The organism is Brevibacillus sp. AG162, assembly GCF_006715575.1.
Lineage (GTDB): Bacteria > Bacillota > Bacilli > Brevibacillales > Brevibacillaceae > Brevibacillus > Brevibacillus brevis.
Map to the genome: position 1 here is coordinate 802,665 of NZ_VFNO01000002.1, position 11,920 is coordinate 814,584.

At 48.5% G+C, this 11,920-nt stretch carries 12 protein-coding genes and 1 other annotated feature; of the genes, 4 read left to right on the forward strand and 8 right to left on the reverse strand.

Annotation, left to right across the window (positions count from 1 at the left end):
• From FB479_RS08630 to FB479_RS08640, 3 genes are read left to right on the forward strand one after another with little or no spacing between them, the layout of a single operon-like run.
• Window positions 1-780, forward strand: coding sequence for an ABC transporter ATP-binding protein (locus tag FB479_RS08630; RefSeq protein WP_142064202.1), 780 nt, complete (start codon window positions 1-3; stop codon window positions 778-780).
• Between the two features lie 17 nt (window positions 781-797).
• Window positions 798-1,301: a HugZ family pyridoxamine 5'-phosphate oxidase gene (locus FB479_RS08635; protein ID WP_106655624.1), complete on the forward strand. Its 504-nt coding sequence runs from the start codon at window positions 798-800 to the stop codon at window positions 1,299-1,301.
• A 16-nt stretch (window positions 1,302-1,317) separates the two neighbouring features.
• The gene (locus FB479_RS08640) at window positions 1,318-1,788 is read left to right on the forward strand and encodes a DinB family protein (RefSeq protein ID WP_142064205.1); all 471 of its coding nucleotides are present in this window, start codon (window positions 1,318-1,320) and stop codon (window positions 1,786-1,788) included.
• An 82-nt stretch (window positions 1,789-1,870) separates the two neighbouring features.
• Here FB479_RS08640 and FB479_RS08645 read toward each other — a convergent pair whose 3' ends face one another.
• The 8 genes from FB479_RS08645 to FB479_RS08685 form a co-directional block, all read right to left on the reverse strand.
• Window positions 1,871-3,055: a M20 family metallopeptidase gene (locus FB479_RS08645; protein WP_106655626.1), complete on the reverse strand. Its 1,185-nt coding sequence runs from the start codon at window positions 3,053-3,055 to the stop codon at window positions 1,871-1,873.
• A 51-nt stretch (window positions 3,056-3,106) separates the two neighbouring features.
• On the reverse strand, window positions 3,107-4,330 hold the full coding sequence (locus FB479_RS08650; RefSeq protein ID WP_142064208.1) for a Zn-dependent hydrolase: 1,224 nt from the start codon (window positions 4,328-4,330) through the stop codon (window positions 3,107-3,109).
• Between the two features lie 302 nt (window positions 4,331-4,632).
• Window positions 4,633-5,070, reverse strand: coding sequence for a hypothetical protein (locus FB479_RS08660; protein WP_106655628.1), 438 nt, complete (start codon window positions 5,068-5,070; stop codon window positions 4,633-4,635).
• Window positions 5,067-6,020 (reverse strand): aminoglycoside phosphotransferase family protein, encoded by a 954-nt coding sequence (locus FB479_RS08665; RefSeq protein ID WP_142064210.1) that lies wholly within the window; start codon window positions 6,018-6,020, stop codon window positions 5,067-5,069. Before FB479_RS08665 ends, FB479_RS08660 begins: the two co-directional genes overlap by 4 nt.
• Window positions 6,021-6,157: 137 nt before the next feature.
• Window positions 6,158-7,744 carry a M4 family metallopeptidase gene (locus FB479_RS08670; protein ID WP_142064213.1) on the reverse strand — a complete coding sequence of 529 codons (1,587 nt, stop codon included), beginning with the start codon at window positions 7,742-7,744 and terminating at the stop codon, window positions 6,158-6,160.
• A gap of 157 nt (window positions 7,745-7,901) precedes the next feature.
• Entirely contained in the window at window positions 7,902-9,224 is a 1,323-nt protein-coding gene (locus FB479_RS08675) for a helix-turn-helix domain-containing protein (protein ID WP_255438320.1), read from the reverse strand.
• A gap of 43 nt (window positions 9,225-9,267) precedes the next feature.
• Window positions 9,268-9,804 carry an HXXEE domain-containing protein gene (locus tag FB479_RS08680; RefSeq protein ID WP_142064216.1) on the reverse strand — a complete coding sequence of 179 codons (537 nt, stop codon included), beginning with the start codon at window positions 9,802-9,804 and terminating at the stop codon, window positions 9,268-9,270.
• 15 nt (window positions 9,805-9,819) lie between these two features.
• On the reverse strand, window positions 9,820-10,410 hold the full coding sequence (locus tag FB479_RS08685) for a TetR/AcrR family transcriptional regulator (RefSeq protein WP_142064219.1): 591 nt from the start codon (window positions 10,408-10,410) through the stop codon (window positions 9,820-9,822).
• A gap of 132 nt (window positions 10,411-10,542) precedes the next feature.
• Window positions 10,543-10,820 (forward strand) — a binding site (T-box leader).
• 106 nt (window positions 10,821-10,926) lie between these two features.
• Between FB479_RS08685 and trpS the strand changes: the two genes are divergently transcribed.
• Window positions 10,927-11,913 (forward strand): tryptophan--tRNA ligase, encoded by a 987-nt coding sequence (gene trpS, locus FB479_RS08690; protein WP_106655633.1) that lies wholly within the window; start codon window positions 10,927-10,929, stop codon window positions 11,911-11,913.
• Window positions 11,914-11,920 lie beyond the last annotated feature (7 nt).

The window sequence follows — 11,920 nt, forward strand, 5'->3', positions numbered from 1 at the left end:
ATGTTACAGGTGCAATCGTTGAACATCAGCTACGGTCCGCGCACAATCGTCCATGACTTTTCCCTCGATATCCAAGAAGGAGAGGTTGTTTCGATCATTGGTCCAAACGGTTCAGGAAAATCATCGATTCTCAAAGCGATTTCACGGCTGATTCCTTGTAAAAGCGGCCGTGTATGTATTGCGGATCAAGAATTGAACAGCCTGAGTATGAAGCAAATCTCTCGCATCATGTGCATGCTTTGCCAATCCAACACGTGCCCGTCAGACGTAACCGTAGGAGAACTGGTCGGATACGGTCGCGTTCCCCATAAAAAATGGTTTGAGCGCCTGAGTGGCGAAGACTATGAGATCGTCACGTGGGCTTTGGAACAAACCGGTATGCTCAGCTACAAGGACCGCTACCTCGTCTCTCTGTCTGGCGGGGAAGCACAGCGTGCATGGATCGCGATGGCTTTGGCCCAACGACCGAAAATTTTGTTGCTCGATGAACCAACTACCTATTTGGACATCGCCCATCAACTGGATGTACTCGAGCTCGTTCGCAAGCTGAATCAGGATTTGAAGCTGACGGTTGTCATGGTGCTGCATGATTTGAATCACGCCAGCGCCTACAGCGATAAAATTTGTGTGATTAAAGACGGAAGCCTGCGTGTTTTTGGAAAACCTCAAGATGTGCTTACGATGGAGCTGATTCGCAGCGTGTACGGTGTCGAAACCGAGATTCAGTACACACCAGACAGCGCTAGCCCAAGGATTCACGTACTGAAAAAAGCAAATTAAACAAGTGAGGTGCTCGTATGAAAGCGATGGATAAGGAAGCGATGAAGGCCCAGTACCAATCGTTTGCTGCGAACATGAAGACACTCATGTTAAGCACGGTCGACGAGCATGGAAAACCGTTTCTCTCCTATGCCCCGTTCGTCAAATACGATGGAAAGTTCTACATCTACATTAGTAAAATTGCGAATCACTATCGCTACATGGAAGAAAATCCGGCAGTCGATGTCATGCTCATTGAAGACGAGTCGAAAGCAACCAATCTGTTTGCTCGCCAGCGCGCCCGCTTCGTGTGTTCGGCCCTGAATTTGGGTAATGCCGGTTACGATGCGATCTTCGAGCTGTTTGCACAGTCATTTGGAAAAAACATGATGGATATGCTGCGCGGCCTTGATTTTTCCTTGTTCGAATTGACGCCATCTGAGGGACGCTATGTAGCTGGGTTCGGTCAGGCTTACGACATTGACCTGACAGCCGATAAATTTGTCCACGTCAACAGAGATGGTCACACATCCCAAAAATAACGGAGGGGCATCAGCCATGACCTATTCAACCGCATTGACACTTTGGCTCACCATCCAGGAACGTTTTCACAAGACTGCGAAAAGCTTGCCCGAGCAAGATTTGTGCTTGAGCATGAATGGAGTCTCCATCGGGTATATGCTGCGCCATAGCGCTGAGGTCGAGTACATGTTTGCCGAATGGTTTTTCGGCCGGAGCATCCCAGTGGACGTAGAGCTATTGACGAAAAACGGTCCTGCCGGAACCAAAGTTACATTTACCAACGTGCAAGAGCTCGCTGATTTCATGACCGCTTCCAACCAACACCTGATCGATGCGATGCGTGACTTACCGGAGGAAGCTTGGCACAAATCCGTTGAAACGCCATTGGGCTCTTCTACTCCTTTGGAAGCATTGGGTCGCCTCATGTATCACACGGGTATCCATGCCGGACAAATTTCGCAGATTCAAAAATCATTTCACACCAAAGAAAAAGAACTCACCCACTGAGTTCGATTACTGCCTTTCACACGCCAAAAAGAGCTTCCCGTCTCTCTTGACTGGAAGCTCTTCTGCATGTATGCCACTCTCGTTACATCACGATTTTTCTTGCCGCGTTAACGAACATTTTTACGCCGACTTCGAGCGCATCCTCGTCGATCGTAAAGCGTGGATGGTGGTGTGGATATGTGATGCCTTTTTCTTTGTTTCCGGCAGCGACGTAGAAGAAGCAGCCTGGCGCTTTTTGCTGGAAGGCGGAGAAATCCTCGCCACCCATGGTTGGACGCATATGCTCTACCCATTCTGCTCCCAGTGATTCTTCGACGACCTCTTCCATCAATTTCGTCACTTCAGCATCGTTGATGACCGGGCGATAGCCAAATTCGTATTTGAACTTGTACCCCGCGCCGTGTGCTTCTGTAATGCCTTTGATCACGCGTTCCATGAGTCCCGGAACCGACTCGCGCAGATTTTTGTCAAAGCTGCGGACTGTCCCGCAAATCTCTACAGCACCCGGAATGACGTTATGTGTTGTACCACCCACAAATTGTGTGACAGAAAGAACCAGATTATCGAGCGGATCCGCATTGCGGGATACGATGTGCTGGAGGTTAGTCACCACTTGTGCCGCAATTGCAATGCTGTCGATCGTTTCATGCGGGAGCGCCGCATGTCCGCCTTTTCCAAGAACAGTGATCCAGAACGTATCAGGAGCTGCCATCATTGGACCTGGGCAGATACCCACTGTCCCAAACTCCATCGTCGACCACAGATGCGTGCCAATCACCATATCTACGCCGTCCATGACGCCTGCCTGTACCATTTCCTCCGCTCCGCCTGGGTATACTTCCTCCGCGTGCTGAAAGAAGAAACGAACCTCTCCCTTGATCTGATCCTTCATCCCGGACAGCAGCTTTGCCGTTCCGAGCAGCATGGAAGTATGTCCGTCGTGTCCGCACGCATGCATGACGCCAGGATTTTTCGATACGAATTCAAACGTATTCTCTTCCGTAATCGGCAATGCGTCCATGTCAGCGCGCATGGCGAGCACTTTTCCAGGCTGGGAACCGATCAATCTGGCCATCACACTGTTTTTCGTCGGTCTGGACACTTCCAGATTGCCAAAGGTAAGCAGTGTCTCGTATACAAACTGTGCTGTTTTTTCTTCATGGAAGGATAATTCCGGATTCTCGTGCAAATACCGTCTCCACGCGATTACCTGATCCTTGATTTCTTCGACCGCCTTATTAAGCGTTCCCACTGCTGTTGCTGTCATCGCCGCTCTCCTCCTGATTTACGTGGCTCCCCCACTTACTATCTCTTATGCCTATTTTGCTAAGGATAAAACGGTTCGGTACAGTACTTGCGCTCCGTTCGCACAATCCTCTTTTGTCGTGAACTCTGCCGGGTTGTGGCTAATGCCATCCTTGGAACGAGCGAAAATCATCCCAACCGGGCACAGCTCAACTAGCTGCATGCAATCATGCCCTGCGCCACTTGGCAGTCTAAATGCTTCCAAGCCTTCAGCCTCACACGCTTCGGCTACAGCATTCTGGATATCGTCCGAGCATACAGCAGGAGCTATGCGTTGCAGCAGCTCTACTTTCAACGTCACATTGCGATTAGCACAGATCGCTTTTGCCCGTTCATAAATACGCTGTTCCACTTCATCACGGATCGCTTCATCCACATCGCGCAAATCAAGCGAAAACTCGACTCGTCCCGGAATGACATTCACTCCACCAGGGAAAGCTTGCAGTCTTCCAACCGTCCCTACGCTGGTTCCAGTCCGTCCGGCTTCTTCCTCAATGGCAAGCATCACCTGAGCGGCGGCTGCCATCGGATCACAGCGCAAATTCATCGGCGTTGCCCCGGCATGACCGGCTTCTCCCTCTAGCACGAAATTCAACCAGAGCGGACCCGCTACTCCTGTCACGATCCCGACAGATAGTCCGCGGCTCTCCAGTACCTTGCCTTGCTCGATATGTAGCTCTACATACGCTTTCACACTTCCGGGAGTTCTGGCAGCGAGACTGGTGCGGTCCGGATCAAGTCCCGTTTGCCGCATGGCTTCGGCAATCGAGATCCCATTCTTGTCTGCTTGTTCCAGCTCGTCACGCTTGATCAGACCCGCGATACCGCGACTGCCGATCATCCCGTAACCAAAACGCGTTCCTTCTTCATCCGTGAACGCGATGACTTCGATCGGATGCTCTGTTTCGATCCCCTGTTCCTGCATCGTCTGTAAAACTTCTACACCAGCCAGTACCCCAAGTGGGCCGTCATAATCGCCGCCATTTGGTACGGAGTCGATATGCGAGCCAACCAAAACGACAGGAGCGGCCGGATTTTTCCCTTCTTTTCGCCCAATCAAATTCCCGACCTCATCTTCGCGAACGCAGAGACCTGCTTCCTTCATAAAGCCTGTGACGAGATCCTTTGCCGCCCGTTCCTCAGGCGTAAAAGACAACCGGGTGATGCCGCCCGCCTCTTGCTTCCCAATGTTGCCAAGCTGTCCCAATCGATCCCACAATCGATCCGAATTGATCATGACGCGCCACTCCTCCTTCTATGTAGAGCCAATAACGGTTGATTAACGGTTATGTCCTTAATTGTATAATAGTCTGTCTATTTTGAAAAGGCGGCAACCTTGGACCCCGAAATAAAGTCCTAGACTGCCGCATCTCCTCATTCCGCATGACAAATCCATCCCCCCAAAAAGTCCCGTAGAATGAAACCTGCTTCTATTCGTAAAGCCAGATTCTCTCAATAGCTGTTCGATTTTAGGTTTAGATAGAAAAGAATCATTTGTCATGAGGGTATTTCCCATCTCGTCTACTTTCGCTGATTTCCTTATGGAGATCCTTCTACGTTATAATTGATGTCCTCCAATGCTTCCGCCGCAGTTTCCCTAATAGAATCGTTCGGAGAATGTAAGTAAGGCTCCATTACTTTAATAAATTTTCGGTTTTTTGAACAACCAAGGATGGATAATGCATAATCAAGGATAGCATCGTCTAGTGTTGGCAGAACATCTGCTAATGGATCCCATTCTACATTTCTTGCGACACCTTGATATGTTACTGCATTCATGAGTAGATAAAACAACCTTTCCTTTACATCAAAGTTTTCTTCTGCAATTGCAAGGTCTAAGGCATGCTCTGTAAATGTTATCACGTCATTCGGATCATGGGTTCCATACTCCAGCAAATCACCAATTTCAGCCAATCTGATGTCTAGATCTTCACCTCTATTCAAGAATAATCTTTTCAGGTAGGTAACGTCGATCATATGATCCTCCTATCAATCTTCCTTAATTCCCCTTTCAAATGCCCGATCGTCTCTACTCGATCCCCTGCCTCCTGCTCATCAAACAAGAGCTGCTCTAGCAATTCACATATATCTTCCAACGCACGTCGGATTTGATAGAATTCCAACGCTTGTCGATTGATCACATAATTTGTATGTGTTTTCCGATAGATAGCCATAAACTCCTCAAAAAAAGGCTCCTCTACCAAAAACATCAGATCTGCTTCTACCGGAGCCAGCTTCAATCCTTCCCAGTCTATGAGAATAAGCTGCTGACCAGATTGCATCAGATTCCAGTTATGAAGGTCCGTATGGCAAAGTTTCATTTTCATCTCACTGCCTCGCAATTCGTCTCCAATCACCTCCAACTGATTCATGCGGTCAGCCAGTACGTTTACAAAAGGTTTGACGATTTCATTCACATCGTCCGGCAGACGGTGGATATCTTCGTTCAGCATTTCTCGAAACTGCTCGGCAAATGGGATGCGGAAGTCTTGCTTGATTGCAGCCGTATTGACCGGGATTTCTTCCCCGTACAAATGCAACTCCGCTATGATTTCTGCTAGCTGGCGAACTTGCAACGAGTGTAACGCTTGGTTCCCAATGGTTTTCCCCTCAATATAGGCAAACAGCTGATAGATGCCCATGTCGTCTTCATGTTTATACGCGGCGTTTCTTGTCAGCAGCGGAACTGGAAGTTTGCCTTGCAGTCTGGTCTGGCGTGATAGCCACTGGATAATGGGAACATACTTATCGATCAGCGCTGTCCACTTGGGCGTAGATGCTCTGCTTTTTTCATAGACCTTCAAGAAATAGCAATGCTGGTCGCTGATGACTTTATAAGCAAGCGCCGACCATCCTCCTTGCTGAGGGGTCACATCAACAGCGTCTATATCATAATGGTGTCTCACTATGTTTTTTAAATGATCCATGGGATACTCCTTTCCAACTCCCTATATATACGAGGTAAATTACCACCAACATACAAAAAATTGCCTTGCCCCACAAGAGGAGCAAGACAATTTCTAATAGTACGACAAATATTTCGTGTCACAAAATATTTTAGTGATTATTGCACACCAATTGCATCATACGCATCTTTTACAGATTCTACTTGTTGGGAATTAGCACCGAAAAGGACTGTTGCGGATTGAATAGCTGCTTGTCGCATAGCGGAGAAATTAGAGTTTGGATTGAGGTAGTTTGTTAGAGCGTAGTAGTAGATTTTTGCTGTGTCATTGCGACCAATGCCTGTAACCGTTACACCGTGGTGTGAACCACCCTCTGCGAGGAGATATGCCGCTTTGTTATTGATACCGCTGTTGATGTGTACGCCTCCATTGTCATTTGGACCTGTGTATCGATCGCTGTAGTGGTCAGGATCGCCAGCCACTGTCGGATCTTCGAGAGAGCGCAGTGCATCTCCAGGCGTTCCTGGCGTGTAGACATCTTCGCCCATCAGCCAATCATCGTTGTCAATCATTGCCCCGAAGATGTCAGAGATAGATTCATTTAACGCACCCGATTCGTTTTGATAGATCAGATTCGCTGTTTTTTCTGTAACGGCATGTGTTAATTCATGTGCGACAACATCCAAGCCAGCGGACAATGGGCGGAATACGCTTCCATCTCCATCCCCGTATACCATTTGTACGCCGTTCCAGAATGCGTTGTTGTAGTTGCTACCGTAATGGACAGTGGAGATCATTTTCGCACCATTGTTATCGTAGCTGTTGCGGTTATGTTCGTTTTTGTAGTAATCGTAAGTTGCCTGTGCATAGGCATGCGCGTCAACAAGTGCTCCATCTGTCCACTTGTTATCGGTATCAGAGCCAAGAGTGCCTGGGAGGGTATATCTGTTCCGTGCGTTGTACGTCTCGATTCCCTTGCCGCGCGTCGTATCTTTCGCTGTATAGTTGGTATTGCTTACTTTTGTTACTTCGAACGATTTGGAGTCACCTAGTACCCCTGTGCCCGTTCCTGTAATCTCATGGAGCATATTGTATTTGTTAATCACATCACCAGAATGCGCATCAATGAAATACTTCCAACGTCCTGGTAGCGGATCAAGGAAATTCAGCTCCACTTCGTAAGCTAAATACGATTCATCTTCGTGGATGTAGATATAGAGGTTCCCTTTTGGCTTCACCTCGAACTTCTCCACTTTTTCGTCGATCTCATCCTCCAAATCCTTGATGGCCTCTTTGACTGCCTTATCTGCCTTCAGCTTTGGTTTTTTCGTCAGCTTGTCATTGTCTGACAAGTTAGGTGCGTAGTTCCCGAGGAATGCCGTTACATTTCCATCCTCGTTTACGTGAATCGTCTGCTGATAACCATAGACCGGGATGCCCTCGTACATTTCTTGTACACGGTAGTGAGTCATGTCTGTCTCTCTGTCTGTCACTTCATCAAGCACTTTAAAGTGATCTCTCACTTCTCCATCAATGCGGAAGGAATCTTGATGTTGCTCCAGGAATCCCCAAACTTTGTCTTCGCCATCCAGATCTTCTGCCTCGAACTCTTCTCCGATAAATTCGGGGGTATCCCACTCAGCGCTATAGACGATGCTTTCGGATTCTGCCTGCGCAGCTAGCGGCAGGAATGTGGAGGTACCTAATGCGAAGCTGAGTGTTACTGCAAAAACCGATTTTTTCATACTTGTTAATTCCTCCTTGGAAATTATTGTTTTTTATGTAAGTTCATAGTTGTTTACATCTCTTATTATTTGTCATAAATGTGAATTTGAGAACAATTTTTTAACGACAAAAAAATCATTTCCTGAAAGAAATGATTAATTGGTAAATTTATTACAATTAGGCTTGCCATACAATCCGATACACCTTGCGTGGTCTGCCCCGCGGGTGCGGATTTTCTTCCCCAATTACTTGCGCGAGGCCCTTTGACTCCAGTTCAATCAGGATACGTCTGGCACTTCGCGGCAATATTTGCAGGTGCGAAGCCAATTCATGGGCGTGAATCTCCTGAGACCCGCGCTTTTTCAGTATGGAATCGAGCTTTGCCAGCGTCATGACGCTGAGTGAGGTAAGCTGGCTGAGCGCTTGCAGCTTCTCTGAGTCGTACCGATACGTGAGCTGTTCGTCTCGCCCAAGCGGCCCCACGACGCTTTTGTCATCGAAAAAGACCATCCAGTTGCCGGTACCTCGCTCTTTGGCGTGCAAGAGAGCCGCGCCACCGTGGATTTCCGCTTCATAAGCGGTCTTGCCAATCCCGATCCCACACGTTACCAGATCAGCACGAATACCGAACATCTCATCTAAGTCGGGAATTGTCGAATAATTACGAGTAACTTCTTGCAAATTCCCCCGCGTTGTAAAAATGACGTAGCGTCCGGGACCCGCTGTCTTCAGTGAGCCTTGCAAATGCTTCGCGTAGCGCAGCAGTTTTTCCATCGTCTTGATCTCGGCGTTTTGCCATTCATCTGTGGAAAAGTTGCCACCGGCAAGCTCGCGAAATGGATCAATCTCCATCATCTGCACGGCAATTTGGGTATCTTTGAAGTGAAGCATCTCGTGCGTTCGCAAAAGCATGTGAATGACCGAAATCACACCTGCGCGTGTCGGCACGACCCGATGTACAGGGACACCTCGCCGTACCAGCTCTACATCTGCTGTCCGCAAGCAGGTGACTGCCACCTTTGTCTTGCCTGCCCTCCAAAGCTGTTCGTGGTAATCCGCCAGTTCATCGGCTGAGATCGCTCCCTCGTAATGCTTGAGCCATTTGTAGCCACCAGCGATGCCCGCTTCGTCCATAAAATGCTCCAGTTCTTCTGGTGAAAATGTATCAAAGCTGACTTCATCCACCCGGATTCCCAATTGATGGGATAGATGAAGCAAGGTTCTGTACAAGCTCGCACCGAGATGAGGCACATAAGCCATCGGCACTTGGACCTTGCCTGACTCGCTCACCATGGCATAAGGGACCTGTCCGGAGAAAAGCCACATATCCACCTCATCCACATGTGGCATGATCAGATCGAGGATCTCTTCTTCTTTCCAATAGACAATCGGCAAGTATTCAATTTCGGGAAACTCTCGCATGACTGATTCGATGATAGCAAGTGAATCATCCGCGCCTATTACGCCTAGTCGCAGCTTCAACAAAATTCCCTCTTTCACACCAATCTCTTTCTCCTAGGATAACATACTCCCTTTCTTTTTCTCATCGGGGGATCATTTTACCTGCTGCCTCCCCAATCCGGTGTGCAGCATACAAAACAGGGATGATCAACAAGCTGTACGGCAACGTGCTCCAAATCAACGGCCACGTCACAAGCCCAGCTTCAAGCAATCGATCATACGCATACACACTATACGGCAAAACGAATGCCACTGCCGTCACCACACCAGGTGTGTACGTACGAAGGACAACGGTATGACCAACATGCATGAAAACATGAAGAAACATCACGTGCAGACAAACCAGAAAAAACGGGAGGTACGTTCCAGCCGAAAGTGTCGTGACAGTCAGGATGACCGCTGCCGATAAAACGGCGAAAATACAAGAGACTGCGACGGCAAATTGCGCTGTGCTCATCGAAAGCGAAGGCTCAATCAACTTCATAAGCCGTTCTGGCACAGTCTGTCTAATGATGTCTTTCTTGGCTCGCACCCAACCTTCTACCATCACGATCTCCTCGAGATCATGAAACATGAAAACGACTAAAAACAGCCAAATCAGATGGGACAGCTCCAGCATACAAGCACCCTCTTCCTATTCATTTGCCTGCAAGATCCCATATGCCAAAAAAGATACCGCATCGTCCGCTAGCTGCTCCGCTGTTTTTTCGCCCGTCAGCAAATACCGCGTCGTCATACGGTCTACGACTGCGATCATTGCCTCTGCCGCTACCTCCACAGACAACTCGACACGGACGTGCCCCGCAGTCTGATTTTGTCGCAAGTTGACAGCAACCATCGAAGCCAGCTTACGATGCAGCTCTTCGCCCTCTTCTCCCTGATACAGCACGATCCGGGTCAAGTCAGGCTGCTCCTGAAAAAATCGGAACAAGGCGAGCAAGTTTTCCCGTACCTGATGGAAGACATCTGTCTTCGTCAAGGCCGTTACCTTTTGACCGCTGTCCGCCAATTCCCACAGCTTGGTGACGAATGTGTCCGTCAACTGCTGATACAAGCCTTCCTTGCTGTCAAAATACTGGTAAAACGACGCCTGAGTCAGGCCTGCTGCTTTCACAATGTCACTCACCCGAGTACGATGAAAGCCTTTTGCCGCGAACTCAGAAGCTGCCGACGCAAGCAACCGACTGCGACTAAGCTCCCCTTTCGATAATTTGTCATTGGTCATTTTCTCACCCTCAAAAATAACTCATTAGTTATATAACTGTTGAGTTACTTTTACAACTTTTGGTTTTTCTTGTCAAGACCCACTTGCTTTTTTATTCCACTCTATGTAAAATGTTTGCTCAAAGGGTATCATTTGATGGCAATGAGGAAGAAGAGTAGTCATTTTTCGAGACTTCAGAGAGCTGATGGTTGGTGCGAATCAGTGTTAAGGAAATGATGAATGGGCTTCCGAGCTCCAAACCGAACCCGCTCTTATGGCGGCAGTAGGCTTTGGCGTTACGTCCGTACGTTACAATGGACACCGTATCAAGCTGTTTTGCACAGAAACGGTACGGATTAAAGAGATTTTGCGTATGGATGATTCCGTACGCGAAATAACAAGGGTGGCACCACGGTTCATTCGTCCCTGTCCAGGGCGGATGGACCTTTTTGTATTTTAAAGGGGATGTTCAAAAAATCGACTTTTTGAACTCAACTTTTTAAACTCGCATCTAACATTGAAAGGAGCAGCTTTCCCATGAAAACAATCTTTTCCGGCATTCAACCGAGCGGCATTTTGACCCTCGGGAACTACTTGGGCGCGATGAAACACTTCGTTCCGCTTCAAGATCAGTTCAACTGCTTTTACTGCATCGTAGACCAGCATGCCATCACCGTTCCACAGGAGCCTGCCGTTCTGCGCGAAAACATTCGTCGTCTCGCGGCTCTCTATTTGTCAGTTGGCCTCGATCCGAACAAAATGACGCTGTTCGTCCAATCGGAAGTACCGGCCCATGCCAAGCTCGGCTGGATCATGCTGTGTACCTCTTACTTGGGTGAATTGGAGCGCATGACCCAATTCAAGGACAAATCCGATGGACGCGGTGAATCCATTCCAGGCGGTCTGCTGGCTTATCCTCCATTGATGGCTGCTGATATTTTGCTGTACGGCACTGATTTCGTCCCTGTGGGCGAAGACCAGAAGCAGCATCTGGAGCTGACTCGTGATCTAGCCACTCGTTTTAACAACCGTTATGGCGACATTTTCACCATTCCAGAGGTTCGCCTGCCGGAGACTGGCGCACGCATCATGTCTCTTGCTGAAGGCACCAAGAAAATGAGCAAATCCGATCCAAACCAAGGCGCCTTCATCTCCATGCTGGATGATGCAGACACCATCACGAAAAAAATCAAGCGCGCACAAACGGATTCCGACAGCGTTGTGCGTTATGACAAAGCAGAAAAGCCAGCAGTCTCTAACCTCATGACCATCTACTCCCTCTGCTCTGGAAAAACGCTGGATGAGATCGAAGCGATGTACGAGGGCAAAGGCTACGGCGCATTCAAAACCGAGCTGGCCGAAGTTGTCGTAGAAACACTCCGTCCGATCCAAGAACGCTTCGAGCAGCTGTTCCACTCCTCCGAGCTGGATGATATCTTGACTGCCGGGGCAGAGAAAGCGAATAAAGTCGCGAACGAGATGCTGTACAAAGTTGAAAAAGCAATGGGGATGGCACGTCTCTAATCCATTT

Excerpts from the sequence above, each read along its gene's own strand:
- trpS (WP_106655633.1), top strand. The coding sequence starts at position 10,927 with ATGAAAACAATCTTTTCCGGCATTCAACCGAGCGGCATTTTGACCCTC.
- FB479_RS08635 (WP_106655624.1), top strand. The coding sequence starts at position 798 with ATGAAAGCGATGGATAAGGAAGCGATGAAGGCCCAGTACCAATCGTTT.
- FB479_RS08650 (WP_142064208.1), bottom strand. The coding sequence starts at position 4,330 with ATGATCAATTCGGATCGATTGTGGGATCGATTGGGACAGCTTGGCAAC.
- FB479_RS08665 (WP_142064210.1), bottom strand. The coding sequence starts at position 6,020 with ATGGATCATTTAAAAAACATAGTGAGACACCATTATGATATAGACGCT.
- FB479_RS08645 (WP_106655626.1), bottom strand. The coding sequence starts at position 3,055 with ATGACAGCAACAGCAGTGGGAACGCTTAATAAGGCGGTCGAAGAAATC.
- FB479_RS08640 (WP_142064205.1), top strand. The coding sequence starts at position 1,318 with ATGACCTATTCAACCGCATTGACACTTTGGCTCACCATCCAGGAACGT.
- FB479_RS08660 (WP_106655628.1), bottom strand. The coding sequence starts at position 5,070 with ATGATCGACGTTACCTACCTGAAAAGATTATTCTTGAATAGAGGTGAA.
- FB479_RS08630 (WP_142064202.1), top strand. The coding sequence starts at position 1 with ATGTTACAGGTGCAATCGTTGAACATCAGCTACGGTCCGCGCACAATC.
- FB479_RS08685 (WP_142064219.1), bottom strand. The coding sequence starts at position 10,410 with ATGACCAATGACAAATTATCGAAAGGGGAGCTTAGTCGCAGTCGGTTG.
- FB479_RS08680 (WP_142064216.1), bottom strand. The coding sequence starts at position 9,804 with ATGCTGGAGCTGTCCCATCTGATTTGGCTGTTTTTAGTCGTTTTCATG.
- FB479_RS08670 (WP_142064213.1), bottom strand. The coding sequence starts at position 7,744 with ATGAAAAAATCGGTTTTTGCAGTAACACTCAGCTTCGCATTAGGTACC.